The following is a 17,741-nucleotide window of genomic DNA, read 5'->3' as shown; positions in this document are numbered from 1 at the left end:
AAAATCGCTGATATATTTTCTGGCATCTTGCATCTTTCTCTCGAATGTAGTACATTAATTTTAGTTTAACAAAATGAAAGACGATGATAAGGAAAAGTAGTATATACTATAATCCATAGCGAGTCAGGGACGGTGAGAGCCTGATGAGGCGGTATATATGAAGAACACCTTGGAGTTGCTAACCGAAATTGGATCTTGTATTCAAGAGTAGACTTAGACGGGAATCCGGCCTGTTACAAACCGGGAAGTATGTATTACATACGAGTTAAAGTTGGTCTTTATGACAAATTGGGTGGTACCGCGAAGTTTAACCTTTCGTCCCTTTATGGATGAAAGGTTTTTTTGTATTTAAATATATCAGCAAAGGAGAATTTCACTATGGAAAACACATTAGTAAAAAGTCTGTATAGAGATACAGAAAAGTATGCAGATCAAACAGTACAAGTATCAGGGTGGATTCGTAACTTACGTGATTCAAAAGCATTTGGTTTCATCGAATTAAACGACGGTAGCTTCTTCAAGGGCGTTCAAATCGTTTTCGATACAGAATTAGAGAACTTCAAAGAAATTGCAAAACTTCCACTTAGCTCTTCAGTTAAAGTAGAAGGTAAAGTAATTGCAACGCCTGGAGCGAAGCAACCATTTGAAATTAAAGCAGAAAAAATTGATATCGAGGGCTTATCAGACTCTGATTACCCACTTCAAAAGAAGCGTCATACGTTTGAATACTTACGTACAATCGCTCACTTACGTCCAAGAACAAATGCATTCTCTGCAACGTTCCGTGTACGTTCTATCGCAGCATTTGCGATTCACCAGTTCTTCCAAGAGCGTGGATTCGTACATGTTCACACACCAATCATCACTGGTAGTGATACAGAAGGTGCTGGCGAAATGTTCCGCGTAACAACGCAAGATTTAAACAACGTACCTAAAGGTGAAGACGGACAAGTTGACGAATCAAAAGACTTCTTCGGCAAAGAAACAAACTTAACAGTAAGTGGACAGCTGAATGCTGAAGCTTATGCATTAGCGTTCCGTGATGTGTACACATTCGGACCTACATTCCGTGCAGAAAACTCAAACACAACTCGTCACGCAGCGGAGTTCTGGATGGTTGAGCCTGAGATTGCATTCGCTGAATTAGGCGATGTAATGGATCTTACAGAAGATATGCTGAAATATGCAATGAAATATGTATTAGAACATGCACCAGAAGAAATGGACTTCTTCAACAGCTTTGTTGATAAAACAGTTCTAGAGCGCATGAACAACGTAATTAACTCTGACTTCGGTCGCATCACTTATACAGAAGCAATTAAAGTACTTCAAGAATCAGGTGCTGAATTCAAATACCCAGTAGAATGGGGTATTGACTTACAAACAGAGCACGAAAGATACTTATCAGAAGAAATCTTCAAACGCCCTGTATTCGTAACTGACTATCCGAAAGACATTAAAGCATTCTACATGCGTATGAACGAAGATGGTAAAACAGTAGCAGCTACTGACCTTCTAGTCCCTGGCATCGGCGAATTAATCGGCGGTAGCCAACGTGAAGAAAGAATGGACGTTTTAGTAGACAGAATTAAAGAATTAGGTATGAACGAAGAGGACTACTGGTGGTACTTAGAACTTAGAAAATACGGCGGTACAAAACACGCTGGATTCGGTCTAGGTTTTGAGCGCTTCCTAATGTACATCACTGGTATGGCTAACATCCGTGACGTAATTCCATTCCCAAGAACTCCAGGTTCTTCGGAGTTTTAAGATAAAAAAAGCGAGAGCAACTGCTCTCGCTTTTTTTGTTTGGAAAAATGTTGTTCATAGGTTCGTTCATATCTCACATATAGTAAAACGAATGAAATATTTATGGGCAAGGGAAGGGGTTTTTGTACAATGGGGGAAATTCCAAGTCATACAAAGTGGACATTACGTGACAAGTATATAGTAATCACTGGTGCAACAAGTGGTATTGGATTAGCGGCAGCTAAGGCATTTGCGGAGCGTGGTGCCAAGCTAGGAATTATTGCACGCAACGAGGCAAAAGCGAATGATGCTATGACTCAAATTAAGGATGTAACGAATGGGAATGTGGTGGTAGATTTATTTCTGGCTGATATGGCTTCCCAACAATCTATACGCCGGGTAGCTACTGATATTTTAGAAAGGTGTCCGAGAATAGATATATTAGTGAATAATGCGGGTGCTTTATTTCAAACAAGGAAGCTTACGGAGGACGGTTTGGAGATGACCTGGGCGGTAAACCATTTAGGTCCATTCTTACTCACTAATTTGTTGTTGGAGCGTTTAAAAGAAAGTGCTCCTGCTCGTGTCATTACCACCGCATCTCACGGTCACAAAATGGCTAAAAAGGGAATTGATTTCGGTGATCTAGATGCAGAACAACTGTATCGCGGTGTTAAGAAGTTCATGGGTGGTCCTACAATGCGTTATGCGCAAACAAAACTGGCTAACATTTTATTCACCTCTGAATTGGCACAGCGGTTGGAGGGAACGGGTGTTAGTGCTTATAGCTTTGACCCGGGGCTAGTGAATACGAATTTTAACCAGGACAATGGTCTGGTTGCTCGCTTAACTATGGCAGCAATGAAACCTTTCTCTCGTACACCCGAGAAAGGTGCTGAAACTTTAGTATGGCTAGCAGAATCAACTGGATTTACTGATCAGAGTGGTTATTACTATGCCGATAAACAAGTAGGGAAAATGTCTGAAGCTGCTTTGGATAAGGATGCAGCAAAGCGTCTATGGGACATTAGTGAAAACCAGACACGAGAGTAAAAGAGTAGCGAGTATATGTTCAGATTATTATGTTGAATAGTTTTTTACCCTTAAGCAAAAAGTAATCTTGGGGGTGAGTGCAATGAGTAAAAAAGTGAAAACAGATCATTCTAGATCAAGCCTAGGTTCTTCAGAGGTGGAAGGACAAGGAACAACTACGCATGAAACGGGTTCTCATAAAGTACCTTCATCAAATAAGAAGCAGAAACAAAGCTAATAAAAAGGGGAGAGTCGTAGTGACTCTCCCCTTTTTATATGTATTACATCTTGTTGTCATTAATCTCTTTTGTAATTTTATCCACATCTTTGTCTAATCGATCTAAATAGAAAAACCATAGTAAGCTCATGAATACGTAATAGATAGCCATCACACAAAGATTATCAGATATGTTTTCAAATGTAGATTTGGAAGTGAAAAAAGCACCCCAAATGGTAGAAATAGTGAGGTAAGAAAGCGGACCTACGAGGTGTACTAAAACATATAATAATTTTTTAACTTTTACAGAGTTCATATGAAGTCCCTCCTTATGTAAACAATCCTCTTTTTCTAATCATAAATTCAAGTTCCTCACAGAAGTGTTGTAGCTTGACTGGATTATGTATTAACAAGTGGGCATCGTGTGTTTCCCGATAAACTTTCGAATCCGAAAGTTTAATAAGAAAGATCGACCGTAGCGTTCTATTAAATCGTTGAATTCTCGTTGTTCACTTAGTAACTGAATGTTTTCTCTAATTTTGAACTGTCTTTCGTGTGGATCGCCTAGTAAAATATTTAGAATCATTTGTAGAAGTAGCAATGGGACACCTCCTTGTAGTTAGAAAAAACTGTATATTTAAAATATAACAAAAATATGCAGAAGATAGTAGATTGGACTAAAGTAAAACAAAAAAACAGGAGTTTGTAGGCTCCTGTTTTTGTCGATACTATTTTAGTAAGCGAAATGCCTTTTCTGTATTAGCAAAATGCAGTTTCACAAACTCAGGTAATCTTTCTTTTCCGACTTTCTGAATTAATTTAGCAGCGGCGATATCAACTTGTTTACCTGCACCTTTTGGAAGTGGCATACCAGCTTTTTTGCTTAGTTCGTCAAATTGTTTTACGAATGAGTAACGAGCCAAAATGGAAGCGGCGGCTACTGCTAAATGGACGCTTTCGCCTTTCGTAGCGAAATACACATTTTCACGCTGTACCTGTTTTTGTTTCGCTAAATATTTATAGTATGTATCAGGCTGTGTAAATTGGTCGATTAAGATGCCTTCTGGTTTTGTAGGTGCAATTTTTGCCAATAAGTTTGTAATTGCTTTATTATGCAGTAAAGCTTTCAGTTTACCTTGGTTGTTTCCTTTGTCAAATAGCTCATTATATTTTTCATTGTGAAGAACGAGGGAGCTGTAAGGAACAACGTGAAGGAGTTGTTTTGCAATCTCAGCAATTTGAGCATCGTTTAAGTTTTTGGAGTCTTTTACACCAAGTTCTTTTAAAAGTGGAATTTGCTTCGCATCCACATATACAGCAACTACTGTCATTGGTCCGAAGTAATCACCAGTACCTACTTCGTCTGATCCTAGAATAGACATTGTACCGATGGAAGCGGGCGGCGCATAACGATGTGAATCAACCGATTTTTTCACAGCTGATTTCGGTGTTTGAGAGACAGTTTGCCAACGAGCAGCTTCAGCTTCAGCACGTCCTCCTTGGAACATTACTTTTCCAGATTTATACGCTGTAATCGTGCAAGATGGCACCTTTGCCATGAAGACACCGCCTTGCGGAATTTTCGGGCTAAGAGCTTGTTTATACTGTTGTTTCATGTCTTCAATTGCACTAGAACTTGTTTGTATTACGATAGAATTTGACAAAATGGTCGCTCCTTTTTTAATATTGTTATTTTTATCATATCGGATTGTTCTTTCTGTTTCCATATTATGATGGTTCATGGTATGATAAACTTTAGGATTCTGTACGTGATTGGAGGCCGGTGAGTTGTCACAACAAAAGGGAAATAAAAGTCGAATTAATGTAGAAATATATGGTCAACAATATTCAGTTGTTGGCGATGAAAGTACAAGTCATATCCGCATGGTAGCAGCGATTGTGGATGATAAAATGCGCGAACTCAATGCCAAGAATCCTTCGCTTGATACGAGTAGACTAGCGGTATTGACGGCGGTAAACGTCATACACGATTACATAAAATTAAAAGAAGAACATGAGAAATTGAAAGAAAGTATGACACAAAAAGGAATTGAATAGCATGATTGATATTATTATCATTTTACTGCTTGTTATGGGATTCTTCCTCGGTTTACGCAGAGGATTTATTTTGCAACTTGTAAAGTTAACAAGCTTTATTATCGCATACCTCGTTGCATACTGGTACTGTAAAGATTTAGCGCCAGCACTTGCGAAAATTATTCCGTATCCATTTGATAAGAATGTTTCTGTTCCCGAATGGATAGATGCGAATAATATTGAGGGTGTCTTCTATCAAGCAATTGCGTTTATTGTATTATTTATTATTACAAAAATCGCACTTTCACTACTTGGTAATTTACTGAATATGTTTGCAGAAATCCCAGTTTTAAAGCAAGTCAATGCGGTTGCTGGGGCACTTCTTGGCTTTTTAGAAGTGTATATCATTCTGTTTGTCTTAATTATTGTTGGATCAATTCTTCCAATTGAACAAATACAAACACCATTACAAAAATCATCAATTAGCAAAATAATTGTAGACGATACACCGATTCTTTCTGAAAAGGTGAAGGAACTATGGCAGACAGGTAGCAGAGTGTAACTTCTCTTTTTTCGGAAAGAGAAGTTTTTTTCTATGAAAGAAAGGCGGGGCAATGATGAAAGTGAATAAAAAACAAGTTATCAAATTACTAGAGACAATCGGCCTGTTTATGGAACTGAAGGGCGCGAATCCATTTAAAATATCTGCATTCCGTAAAGCGGCGGCAGCACTAGAAAGTGATGACCGTAGTCTTTCTGAAATTGAAGATTTCACAAAGATTCCAGGTATCGGAAAAGGAACGGCAGCAGTTATTCAAGAATATATAGAATCGGGAACATCTGAAGTACTACAAGAACTTGAAAAAGAAGTACCAAGCAGTTTATTACCACTATTAAAACTACCAGGCCTTGGTGGTAAGAAGGTGGCCAAGTTATACAAAGAACTTGGTGTTGTTGATATGGAAACGTTAAAAGCTGTTTGTGAAGAAAATAAAGTACAAGCTTTAGCGGGATTCGGTAAGAAAACAGAAGAGAAAATATTAGAAGCAATTGATCAAGTAGGCTCTCGTCCAGAGAGGTTACCAATTGCGATGGTATTGCCTATTGCCGGGGAAATAGAGGAGAAATTGTCGAATGTTGCTGAAATAATTCGTTTCTCACGCGCTGGTAGTTTACGCCGTGTTCGTGAGACAGTGAAAGACTTAGATTTCATCATTGCAACGACAGAGCCAGCAGTAGTACGTGAACATTTACTACAATTTGATAATATGATTGAAGTGATTGCAAGTGGAGATACAAAAGTATCTGTTCGTCTTCAATATGAATATGATATTTCAATTGACTTCCGCTTAGTAAAACCAGAAGAATTTATTACAACTCTTCACCATTTCACAGGATCAAAAGACCATAACGTAAAAATGCGCCAAATCGCGAAAGATAGAGGCGAGAAAATTAGTGAATACGGTGTAGAAAACTTAGAAACAGGTGAAGTGAAAACATTTGAAACGGAAGAGGAGTTCTTCGCTCATTTCGGTCTTCCATTCATCCCACCAGAAGTGCGTGAAGATGGAAAAGAAATTGAATTAATTAAAGAGTATCCGAACTTAATTCAGTTCTCTCATATACAAGGTGATTTACATATGCATACAACGTGGAGTGACGGTGCTTTTTCAATTGAGGAAATGGTACAAGCATGTCGTGCTCGTGGATATAAATTTATGGCAATTACTGATCACTCGCAATACTTGAAAGTAGCGAACGGTTTAACGAAAGAGCGTCTTCGTGAACAAGCGAAAGAAATTGAACGTATGAATGAAAAGTATCCAGACATTACAATTTTGCGCGGAATCGAAATGGACATTTTACCAGATGCGACACTTGATTTTGACGATGAAGTATTAGCAGAACTAGATTATGTTATTGGAGCGATTCATTCTAGCTTCTCACAAGACCGTGAAACGATTATGAAACGTCTTCGCACTGCACTTGAGAATAAGCATGTCACGATGATTGCTCATCCGACAGGACGTCTTCTTGGGCGCCGCGAGGGTTACGATGTAGATACAGATTTATTAATCCAGCTCGCAAAAGAAACAAATACAGTCTTAGAATTAAATGCAAATCCAAACCGTTTAGATTTAAGCGCGAAATTATTAAAACAAGCACAAGATGCTGGTGTAAAAGTAGCGATTAATACGGATGCTCATACACTTGAAATGTTAGAAGATATGGAAACAGGTGTAGCGGCAGCACGTAAAGGTTGGATTCAAAAAGATAACGTGATTAACACATGGGATATTGAACGTTTATTAGACTATATTAAACGTAATAAGTAACACAAGGGGGACCAGCAACATGTTAGAAAGAACGTTGCGTGTATTAGAGTACAATAAAGTAAAAGAACAATTACTTGAACATACAGCATCTTCACTTGGTCGTGATAAAGTGAAGAATTTAGTGCCAAGCACAGATTTTGAAGAAATTGTGGAACTGCAAGAAACAACGGATGAGGCAGCGAAAGTTATCCGTTTAAAAGGACATGTACCACTTGGAGGGATTTCTGATATTCGTTCAAATATTAAGCGTGCGAAAATTGGAAGTATGTTAAGTCCTCATGAATTAATTGAAATCGCAAGTACGATGTATGGTAGTCGCCAAATGAAACGCTTCATTGACGATATGATTGATAATGGTGTTGAACTTCCAATTTTAGGAACACATGTCGCGCAAATTGTATCTTTATATGATTTAGAAAAGAAAATTACAAACTGTATCGGTGACGGTGGTGAAGTAGTCGATAGCGCAAGTGACAAATTGCGTGGTATTCGTAACCAAATTCGTACTGCGGAAAGCCGTATTCGTGAGAAATTAGAAAACATGACGCGTTCTTCAAACGCGCAAAAAATGTTATCAGACGCAATTGTAACGATTCGTAACGAACGCTACGTAATCCCGGTAAAACAAGAATACCGCGGCGTATATGGTGGTATTGTTCACGATCAATCTGCTTCTGGACAAACGTTATTTATAGAACCGCAAGTAATCGTAGAATTAAATAATGCGCTTCAAGAAGCACGTGTGAAAGAAAAACAAGAAGTAGAACGCATTTTAATGATGTTAACGGAAGAAGTAGCAGTGGAAGCTGATATCGTTCTATCAAACGTAGAAGTAGTTGCAAATCTTGATTTTATTTTTGCAAAAGCTCTTTATGCGAAGCGAATTAAAGCGACGAAGCCAATCGTAAATAATGAACGCTACATGGATTTAAAACAAGCACGCCATCCGCTTATCGATCCGGAAATTATCGTGCCAAATAACATTATGCTTGGTAAAGACTTTACAACAATTGTTATTACAGGACCGAATACAGGTGGTAAAACAGTTACGTTGAAAACAGTTGGTATTTGTGTACTAATGGCACAATCTGGTCTTCACATTCCAGTAATGGACGAATCAGAGATTTGTATATTTAAAAATATCTTTGCTGATATCGGTGATGAGCAATCGATTGAACAAAGTTTAAGTACGTTCTCCTCCCATATGGTGAACATTGTAGATATTTTAGAAAAAGCTGATTTTGAAAGCTTAGTTTTATTTGATGAATTAGGTGCTGGAACAGACCCGCAAGAAGGGGCTGCATTAGCAATTTCAATTTTAGATGAAGTATGTAACCGTGGTGCACGCGTTGTTGCAACGACGCATTACCCAGAATTAAAAGCATATGGATACAATCGTGAGCAAGTTATTAATGCGAGCGTTGAGTTCGATGTGAATACATTAAGCCCAACGTACAAATTATTAATCGGTGTACCAGGACGTAGTAACGCCTTTGAAATTTCGAAGCGTCTTGGATTATCTGATCGAGTTATTGATCAAGCACGTAACCATATTAGTACAGATACAAATAAAATTGAAAATATGATTGCGAAGTTAGAAGAAAGTCAAAAGAACGCAGAGCGTGACTGGAACGAAGCAGAAGCGCTTCGTAAGCAATCTGAAAAACTTCATCGCGAATTACAGCGTCAAATTATTGAATTTAACGAAGAGCGTGATGAAAAATTATTAAAAGCGCAAAAAGAAGGGGAAGAAAAAGTCGAAGCTGCGAAGAAAGAAGCAGAAGGCATTATTCACGAACTTCGTCAATTGCGTAAAGCGCAGCTTGTAAACGTGAAAGATCACGAGCTTATTGAAGCGAAGAGCCGTCTAGAAGGCGCAGCGCCAGAGCTTGTGAAGAAACAAAAAGTGAACGTGAAAAACACAGCGCCAAAACAACAATTACGTGCAGGTGATGAAGTAAAAGTATTAACGTTCGGTCAAAAAGGTCAATTGCTTGAAAAAGTAAGTGATACAGAGTGGAGCGTACAAATTGGTATTCTGAAGATGAAAGTGAAAGAATCCAATATGGAATACATTAATACACCGAAGCAAACTGAGAAAAAAGCAGTCGCAAGTGTGAAGGGTAGAGATTATCACGTGTCGTTAGAGCTAGACCTTCGCGGTGAACGTTATGAAGATGCAATGATGCGCGTTGAAAAATATTTAGACGATGCACAGCTTGCAAGCTATCCTCGTGTATCAATTATTCACGGTAAAGGAACAGGAGCGCTTCGCCAAGGTGTACAAGATTACTTGAAAAAACATCGCGGCGTGAAAAACTACCGCTACGGTGACATGGGCGAGGGAGGCCTAGGCGTAACAGTTGTCGAATTAAAATAGCAAACAACGAAACAAAGGGGAAACCATTATATGTTTATGGACAAACTTGCAAAAGTATTGTTAGCTTGTTGTGGAATATTTTTGGTGATTGGGGTTATTTATTTAGTTGTTTTTGCGAAGTAAAGGAGCGTCAATCGTGGCATAATGACATCGCCATAGATTGACGCTTTTAATATATATGAAAAGGAAAAAGCTATGAAAATCAACCAATACATAAGCGAAGCAAAGTCCTGCTCAAGACGCGAAACAGATCGCCTCATTAAAGCAGGACGTATCGCAATTAACGGTGAAATATGTACACACGGTACAATCGTGAGCGATGGTGATGTTGTAACGATTGATGGACAGGTTATTGCAAAGGAAAAGAAAGAAAAGGTGTATATTGCCTTCCATAAACCAGTCGGAATTACTTGTACAGCAGCCGATCATATTGAAGATAATATTATTGATTATATCAATTATCCAGAGCGAATCTTTCCTGTTGGGCGATTAGATAAAGCATCGGAAGGACTTATTTTATTAACGAATGATGGCTCTATTGCTAACCAGATTTTGCACGGTGATCATGAGCATGAGAAAGAATATGTTGTCACTGTTGATAAGCCGTTTACAGATTGGTTTATTGATGAGATGTCTGGTGGAGTGAAAATTAAAGATGGAATGACGAAGCCATGTAAAGTAACGAGAGTCGATCCATCAACATTCCGCATTGTTTTAACGCAAGGGATGAACAGGCAAATTCGTAGAATGAGCCGTGCTTTCGGGTTTACTGTAACAAAGCTAAAGCGAGAGCGCATTATGAATATAGAGTTAAATGAACTTGAAGTAGGAAAATGGCGAGATATTACAGCTGAGGAATTAGAAATATTAATAGGGCAGTTATAGGGAGAAAAGTTTTCTCCCTATATTTTTGTTGTCAGAAAAAATAAAACTATTGATTTTTTAAAAAATAGCCCATATAATAAAAAACAACAAGTTTCGACAAGATATTTTATAAAAGTAATGATGAGGACATGAGTTGTTTTTGACGATTCTCAGAGAGGGAAGCCTTAGGCTGTGAGCTTCCTAATACGGAAAGACAAACTTACCACCTCTAAACTTCAAGAGTGAACTGCATGATGCATTGTAATTCTTGGCGGATAAAACCGTTATCAATTTACACGAGCTATAAAATGAGCTTATTTCGGTATAAATTCATTTTATTAGAATAAGGGTGGAACCACGATTTCAGCACTCGTCCCTTTGTTAGGGACGGGTGTTTTTTGCGTTCTTTTACGGGGAAGTATGCTTGAAAGAGGATATGTGACGGATTTTGATTCAGAATATTTTGTCAATAAAATAATTAGGAGGTTAGTAGAAATGAAATCATCTTTAAAGTTTTCTGAGATGTTCGCAATAAGTTTAATGTTATTTGCACTGTTTTTCGGTGCCGGTAATATGATTTTTCCACCAGCGTTAGGACAAGGTGCTGGAACAGATGTATGGATCGCGTTATTTGGCTTTATCGTAACAGGGGTAGGGCTGCCTTTATTAGGGGTAATTGTTATAGCTCTAAAAGGAGATATTAATGAACTAGCAGGCCGTGTACATCCTTTATTCGCACTAGTTTTTATCACAGTAATTTATTTATGTTTAGGTGTATTTGTAAGTGTACCACGTACAGGAACAGTTGCTTATGAAATGAGTATTGCACCATTTTTACCAAGTGAGGTAGCTGGCCAATCATATCCACTTGTTATTTTTACATTTATTTTCTTTGCGGTAACTTTCTATTTATCTTTAAACCCGTCGAAATTAGTGGGACGCATCGGTAAAGTGTTAACACCAATTTTATTAGCGGTCATTGCAATTATTGTAGCGAAAGCAATTATGACACCAATTGGAGAGTTTGGTGCACCGACAGAAGCTTATAGTGCCCCGCTCTTTAAAGGTTTTATTGATGGATATTTAACTTTAGATGGACTTGCAGCACTGGTTTTCGGAAATGTTGTAATTAATGCTTTAAAAGCAAAAGGTATTACAAATAAAAATAGCATTGCAAAAGTAACAATCTTTGCAGGGTTTATTGCAGCACTTGGTTTACTATTAGTTTACTTAGCACTTGCTTACCTTGGAGCTTCTAGTGTTTCACTTGGAATGGGAGCAAACGGAGGAATTATTTTAACAAACGTTGTGAATCATTTATTTGGTAGCTACGGAACATTATTACTAGGTATCGCAATTACAGCAGCGTGTTTAACAACTTCTGTAGGTATTGTTGCCGCTTGTGGAGAATATTTCTCTTCGTTATTACCAAAGCTTTCTTATCAAAAAGTCATTTTCATTTTCTGTGTATTAGCATTTATGGTAGCGAATCTTGGGTTAACGCAATTAAATGCATTAGCATTACCAATTTTAATTGCAATTTATCCAATTGGTATCGTGCTGATCGTATTATCACTCGTTGAAAATTACGTTCGTCTTCCATTAGCGATGTATGTAGGCGGTATTATAGGAGCGTTCGCAATTAGCTTCTTTGATGGATTGCACAATGCGAATCTGCAAATTGCAGCATTAGCACCTATTTTAGATAAAATTCCATTATACAGTGTAGGGATTGGCTGGTTAGTTCCAGGTATGATTGGCATAGTGATTGGATATATAGTTTCTAAGTTTCAAAAGCAGGAAATTGCTGTAGAAAAATAGAGAAAAGAGGCTTTCTATGAAAGGAAGTCTCTTTTTTGTAGAAAAAGCCGCATATAGAAAAATTTAGATATTAAAAAATTTATACGTAATATAGTTGACAAAAAAATTAGCATTAGGCTAAGATTGACTTAGTTGTGGAAATATTGGAAGGGAAGTGAGGGGAGTAAGGGAAGAGGTTTTCTATGACTATATCATTTTTTGAAGAAGAGGTGATAGAACAATAGAATAGGTAGTTTATTTTTTTGAATTGCATTGAGAATGATAATCAATAAATCGATTGAAGTATTTTATAGTGCGTATTATAGGGAAAATGGAGGGATATTATTTTTTTGACCTCTAGTGAGAATGATAATCAAAGATGCTTATATTACATAAAGTAATGACAAGTAAATAAAGGTAGAAGAGATTATTTTTTTCTTATAAATTGAGAATAATTATCATTTTCAAAATAATAAAATGAAAGATAAACAAGGAGGAAGTAAGCAAAATGAGAAAGTTTTCAGTAATGCCCGCTTTTATTATAACGTTAGTATGTATGCTAGCTTTTCTCGTAATGCCATCTGGACAAGCTTCAGCAAAATTAGCTGACGGTACTTACGATATTAACTACGTTATCAAAAAGGCGGAAGATGATTCAGCTTCAATGGCAAATGATTATTTTGAAAAACCAGCTAAGTTAATTGTGAAAAATGGTGAGATGAGAGTACAAGTTCCAATGAATCATAGTGCTTGGATTACAGAGTTTAAAGCACCAGAGAATGGTAACTTCGTTGATTCAAAAGTAATTAGCAAAGACGAAGCAGCAGATAAAAGAACGGTTGAATTTAAAGTTGATGATTTATCTAAACCGTTAGGAGTAAAAATTCATGTTGTTGTACCAAGTGCAAACTACGACCATCATTACACAATTCGTTTTGCATTTGATGCAAACGTAAAAGCTGTAGGTGGCAATAACAATGCAGCAGCTGTAACAAAAACTGATGATCAAACTAAAAAAGATGGACAAGTAAAAGAAGAGCAAAAGAAAGAAGAGAGTAAAGAAACAAACAAAGATGCAAATAAAGGAACAAATGAAAGTGGCAAAGCTGAAAAAATAGATAACCCAAAAACAGGTGATGATGCACGCATTGGATTATTTGCAGCGTTAGTTTTAATTTCAGGTGTTTTCTTAGTTCGTAAAGTGAAGTTAAGTAAATAAATTTTAAAAAGGAGAGTCATTCCATTGAACAGGTATTTTAAAATTGTTGTTGCAATGTTTCTAACGATTTTTACATTCGTATCAACGCTACAACCACTTGCAGTTCAAGCAGCTACAACTTTAGCTGACGGTGAATATTCAATTGGTTTCAAAGTTTTGAAAGATACATCAGATGAAGAATCAATGATGAATCAATATTCTGTAAGCCCGGGGACTTTGAAAGTGAAGGATGGGAAAAAGAAAGTATCCTTTACGTTGACACATAGTTCATGGATTACGAAGTTTGAAACAGAAAAAGGTAGTCAATTCGTTGATGTAAATGTAGTTAGTGAAGATAAAGAGAATGATACAAGAGTTGTAGAATTTGATGTAGAAGATTTAGAAAAAATATTAAATGCAAAAGTAAAAGTTGATATTGATGCTTTTAATTATCATCATTACTATGATATTCGTATTTCATTCGACCAAAATAGCATTACACCAATTCATGTAGAAAAACCAGATGAAAAAGAGGACCCAGCTAATAAGCCAGATCCAAATGAAAATCCGGATCCAAGTCAGAAGCCCGACCAAAAGCCTGACTCAGATCAACAACCAAATTCTAACACAATTAAAGATGGTGCGTACAGCATTCCATTTAAAGTGTTAAAAGATAAAACAGATGAAGAATCTAAAATGAATACTTACATGGTAAATCCAGGAGTATTGAAAGTAGAAAATGGTAAGAAAAAAGCGATTGTAACACTAAAAAGTAGCTCATTAATTAAAAATTTCCAAACGGAAAAAGATGGTGCATTTGTTGATGCAAAAGTAGTGAGTGAAGATAAAGAAAACGATACAAGAGTAGTAGAGTTCGAAGTAGCTGATTTATCAAAAAAACTAAATACAAAAGTATTTATTGAGATGGCATCAAGAAATTATAAACAAACGCATGACGTACAACTTGTATTTGAACAAGACAAACTTGAAACAATTAAAAATGAAGAGAAACAACCGGATGAAGATAAAAAGCCGGATACTGAAATAATTAAAGATGGTGCGTACAGCATTCCATTTAAAGTATTAAAAGATCAAACGGATGAAGAATCTAAGATGAATACTTACATGGTAAATCCAGGAGTATTGAAAGTAGAAAATGGTAAGAAAAAAGCAATTGTAACGCTAAAAAGTAGCTCATTAATTAAAAATTTCCAAACGGAAAAAGATGGTGCATTTGTTGATGCAAAAGTAGTGAGTGAAGATAAAGAAAACGATACAAGAGTAGTAGAATTTGAAGTAGCTGACTTATCAAAAAAACTAAATACAAAAGTATTTATTGAAGTGGCATCGCAAGGTTACAAGCAAACACATAATGTACAACTTGTATTTGAACAAGATAAACTTGAACAAGTTAAAAATGAAGAGAAACAACCGGATGAAGATAAAAAGCCGGAAGTAGAACAACTGGATGGAAATAAGAAACCAGATGCTGAAACAATTAAAGATGGTGAATACAGCATCAATTTTAAAACATTAAAAGATCAAACAGACGAAATCTCAATGATGAACACATATACAAAAAATCCAGGTGTATTAAAAGTAAAATATGGTAAGAAGTATGTATCATTTACGTTAACGAATAGTGCTTGGATTACAAAGTTTGAATTTGAGAAAAATGGTTCGTTTGTTGATGCGAATGTATTAAGTGAAGATAAAAAAGCTGATACACGCGTAGTGGAAGTAGAAGTAGCCGATTTATCGAAAAAGTTAAATGCAAAAGTAAAAGTAGATATCGATTCAATGAATTATCATCATTTCTATGACATTCAATTTGCATTTGATAAAGATAGCATTCAGCCTTTAGATAACCAAGGCGGAAATGATAACCAAGGCGGAAACGATAACCAAGGCGGAAATGATAACCAAGGCGGAAACGATAACCAAGGCGGAAATGACAACCAAGGCGGAAACGATAACCAAGGTGGAAATGACAACCAAGGCGGAAACGATAACCAAGGCGGAAACGACAACAAAGGTGGAAACAATAACCAAGACAATAACACAATAATTGATCCCAATGCTCTTAAAGACGGTGAATACAGTATTGGTTTTAAAGTGTTAAAAGATAAAACAGACGAAATTTCAATGATGAACACATATACGAAGAGTCCAGGAGTATTGAAAGTGAAGGATGGTAAGAAATATGTATCCTTCACATTAACGAATAGCTCATGGATTACAAAGTTTGAGTTTGAAAAGAATGGCTTGTTTGTCGATGCGAAAGTATTAGGTACAAATAAAGAGCAAGATACAAGAGTAGTGGAAGTAGAAGTAGCCGATTTATCGAAAAAGTTAAATGCAAAAGTGAAAGTGGATATTGATGCGATGAATTATCATCATTTCTACGATATTCAATTTGTATTTGATAAAGGTAGTATTAAAGCTTTAGGTAACCAAGGTGGAAACGACAACAAAGGTGGAAACGACAACCAAGGCGGAAATAATAATCAAAATGGACACACAACAGTGGATCCGAAAAATTTAAAAGACGGTCAATATGATGTTGCTTTTAAAGTGTTAAAAGATAAAACGGATGAGATTTCAATGATGAATCAATACGTTGTAAATCCAGCAAGATTAACAGTGAAAGATGGCAAAAAATATGTTGCGGTAACACTGAAAGATAGTGCTTGGATTACGAAGTTCCAAACAGAAAACGCTGGCACGTTTGCTGATGCAAAAGTAGTGAGTGAAGATAAAAATGCAAATACGAGAGTAGTAGAATTTGAGGTTGATGATTTATTTGCGAAATTAAATGCGAAAGTAAAAGTAGATATTGATTCAATGAACTATCATCATTTCTACGACGTGCAAATTCAATTTGATACAAATAATATTGGTGCAGTAGGAACTATTAAAGAGGATCCGAAAAACGATCCGAAGAATGATCCGAAAAATCCAGTGATTACACCGAAAGTAGACAATGTAAAAACAATCGGTAATCCTGATTTCAATCGAAATGCAGACGGTAAGAAGCAAAACGAAAATGTGAAGAACGATACGAAAAAAGAGAAAAACTCAAAAACAGCAGATACAGCACAAATCGGTTTATACATGGTGCTACTACTAGGTTCACTTGCTTTATTAGTTCGTAAATATAGAGCGGGTAGACTATAAAATTTGGAGTCTTGATGCATGAAACCGTGCATCAAGACTCGTTTCATATTGTACTGAAAGGAGTGGTGATTGAGAGTGAAGAAAATCATGAGTGTATTAATGGCTATCATTCTTTTATTTAGTATAGCTGGGTGCTCATCACCAAAAAAAGAAACGGCGAAAAAGGTAAAGAGTAATAGTGAGGAACGTGTTATTGCTACGACAGTTGCTGTGACTGAAATTATGGATGCATTAGAAGTAGATTTAGCAGGTATTCCTACAAGTTCTAAAACTTTGCCAAAGCGCTATAAAGGTTTACCTGAAGTTGGGAATCCGATGAGTCCTGATATGGAAAAAGTAAAATCAATGAAACCATCAGAAGTATTATCTGTTACGACGCTTGAATATGAGTTGAAGCCAGTTTTTAATGAATCGGGCATTAAGGCAAACTTTTTAAATTTAACGAGTTTAAAAAACATGCAAAATTCAATTACAGATTTGGGTAAAAAATATGGGCGTGAGAAACAGGCTGAAGCAGTCGTAACAAAGTTCGATAAAAAAGTTGCAGACATTCAAAAACAAGTGAAAGGGAAGAAAGAACCAACAGTCCTTATTTTACTTGGAGTACCTGGAAGTTATTTAGTTGCGACAGAACACTCCTATATTGGGGATTTAGTAAAACAACTAGGTGGTAAAAATATAGTACAAGGTGAGAAAGTAGAATATTTAGCTTCTAATACAGAGTACTTAAAAAAAGCTGATCCAGATATTATTTTACGTGCAGCGCATGGTATGCCAGATGAAGTTGTGAAAATGTTCGATAAGGAATTTAAAACGAACGACATTTGGAAGCATTTTGCCGCAGTTAAAAATAATAGAGTGTACGATTTAGAAGAGCGTTTATTTGGAACGACGGGGAATTTAGCAGCTATTGAAGCTTTAGATGAATTAAAGAAAATGATGTATCCATGA

General features: G+C 36.5%; 14 protein-coding genes, 1 pseudogene and 2 other annotated features. Of the genes and pseudogenes, 12 read left to right on the top strand and 3 right to left on the bottom strand.

The genetic code is table 11. From position 1 onward, the window contains the following. Positions 1–74 precede the first annotated feature (74 nt). Positions 75–326 (top strand) — a binding site (T-box leader). Between the two features lie 52 nt (positions 327–378). The 3 genes from asnS (at position 379) to BWGOE10_RS31960 (ending at position 3,019) form a co-directional block, all read left to right on the top strand. After that, positions 379–1,770 carry an asparagine--tRNA ligase gene (asnS, locus tag BWGOE10_RS22740; protein WP_002015453.1) on the top strand — a complete coding sequence of 464 codons (1,392 nt, stop codon included), beginning with the start codon at positions 379–381 and terminating at the stop codon, positions 1,768–1,770. Between the two features lie 129 nt (positions 1,771–1,899). Then, positions 1,900–2,802, top strand: coding sequence for an SDR family oxidoreductase (locus tag BWGOE10_RS22735; RefSeq protein ID WP_070145059.1), 903 nt, complete (start codon positions 1,900–1,902; stop codon positions 2,800–2,802). Positions 2,803–2,884: 82 nt separating this feature from the next. Then, a complete protein-coding gene (locus BWGOE10_RS31960) occupies positions 2,885–3,019 on the top strand; it encodes a YuzL family protein (RefSeq protein WP_098786374.1) in 135 nt (44 codons plus the stop codon). A 43-nt stretch (positions 3,020–3,062) separates the two neighbouring features. Here BWGOE10_RS31960 and BWGOE10_RS22730 read toward each other — a convergent pair whose 3' ends face one another. From BWGOE10_RS22730 to rnhC, 3 genes and pseudogenes are all read right to left on the bottom strand, one after another. Further along, complete coding sequence (locus tag BWGOE10_RS22730; protein WP_070145058.1) at positions 3,063–3,314, bottom strand: hypothetical protein; 252 nt, start codon at positions 3,312–3,314, stop codon at positions 3,063–3,065. Between the two features lie 13 nt (positions 3,315–3,327). Beyond that, positions 3,328–3,599 (bottom strand): annotated as a pseudogene (locus BWGOE10_RS22725) (hypothetical protein). 127 nt (positions 3,600–3,726) lie between these two features. Continuing rightward, entirely contained in the window at positions 3,727–4,662 is a 936-nt protein-coding gene (rnhC, locus tag BWGOE10_RS22720) for a ribonuclease HIII (protein WP_070145057.1), read from the bottom strand. A 124-nt stretch (positions 4,663–4,786) separates the two neighbouring features. Here rnhC and zapA point away from each other — a divergent pair, with 124 nt between their 5' ends. The 9 genes from zapA to isdE all read left to right on the top strand — a co-directional run bounded on the left by zapA (position 4,787) and on the right by isdE (position 17,741). Beyond that, positions 4,787–5,056: a cell division protein ZapA gene (zapA, locus tag BWGOE10_RS22715; protein WP_002112165.1), complete on the top strand. Its 270-nt coding sequence runs from the start codon at positions 4,787–4,789 to the stop codon at positions 5,054–5,056. A gap of 1 nt (position 5,057) precedes the next feature. Continuing rightward, a complete protein-coding gene (locus tag BWGOE10_RS22710; protein ID WP_002015450.1) occupies positions 5,058–5,597 on the top strand; it encodes a CvpA family protein in 540 nt (179 codons plus the stop codon). A 55-nt stretch (positions 5,598–5,652) separates the two neighbouring features. Beyond that, positions 5,653–7,371, top strand: coding sequence for a DNA polymerase/3'-5' exonuclease PolX (gene polX / locus BWGOE10_RS22705; RefSeq protein ID WP_002112162.1), 1,719 nt, complete (start codon positions 5,653–5,655; stop codon positions 7,369–7,371). Between the two features lie 19 nt (positions 7,372–7,390). Continuing rightward, a complete protein-coding gene (locus BWGOE10_RS22700; RefSeq protein ID WP_070145056.1) occupies positions 7,391–9,751 on the top strand; it encodes an endonuclease MutS2 in 2,361 nt (786 codons plus the stop codon). 195 nt (positions 9,752–9,946) lie between these two features. Beyond that, positions 9,947–10,636 (top strand): 23S rRNA pseudouridine(2604) synthase RluF, encoded by a 690-nt coding sequence (locus tag BWGOE10_RS22695; protein ID WP_070145055.1) that lies wholly within the window; start codon positions 9,947–9,949, stop codon positions 10,634–10,636. 108 nt (positions 10,637–10,744) lie between these two features. Then, positions 10,745–10,996, top strand: a binding site (T-box leader). Positions 10,997–11,110: 114 nt separating this feature from the next. Continuing rightward, positions 11,111–12,436 carry a branched-chain amino acid transport system II carrier protein BrnQ6 gene (gene brnQ6 / locus BWGOE10_RS22690; protein ID WP_070145054.1) on the top strand — a complete coding sequence of 442 codons (1,326 nt, stop codon included), beginning with the start codon at positions 11,111–11,113 and terminating at the stop codon, positions 12,434–12,436. A 487-nt stretch (positions 12,437–12,923) separates the two neighbouring features. Continuing rightward, complete coding sequence (gene isdC, locus BWGOE10_RS22685) at positions 12,924–13,634, top strand: heme uptake protein IsdC (RefSeq protein WP_070145053.1); 711 nt, start codon at positions 12,924–12,926, stop codon at positions 13,632–13,634. 24 nt (positions 13,635–13,658) lie between these two features. After that, positions 13,659–16,790 (top strand): NEAT domain-containing protein, encoded by a 3,132-nt coding sequence (locus tag BWGOE10_RS22680; RefSeq protein ID WP_070145052.1) that lies wholly within the window; start codon positions 13,659–13,661, stop codon positions 16,788–16,790. 69 nt (positions 16,791–16,859) lie between these two features. After that, positions 16,860–17,741 (top strand): heme ABC transporter substrate-binding protein IsdE, encoded by an 882-nt coding sequence (gene isdE / locus BWGOE10_RS22675; protein WP_070145051.1) that lies wholly within the window; start codon positions 16,860–16,862, stop codon positions 17,739–17,741.

The sequence above is a fragment of the Bacillus mycoides genome, assembly GCF_001757995.1.
Taxonomy (GTDB): Bacteria; Bacillota; Bacilli; order Bacillales; family Bacillaceae_G; genus Bacillus_A; species Bacillus_A mycoides_B.
Note: the sequence above shows the minus strand (reverse complement) of the source record. Positions and strands in the feature narration are given on the sequence as shown.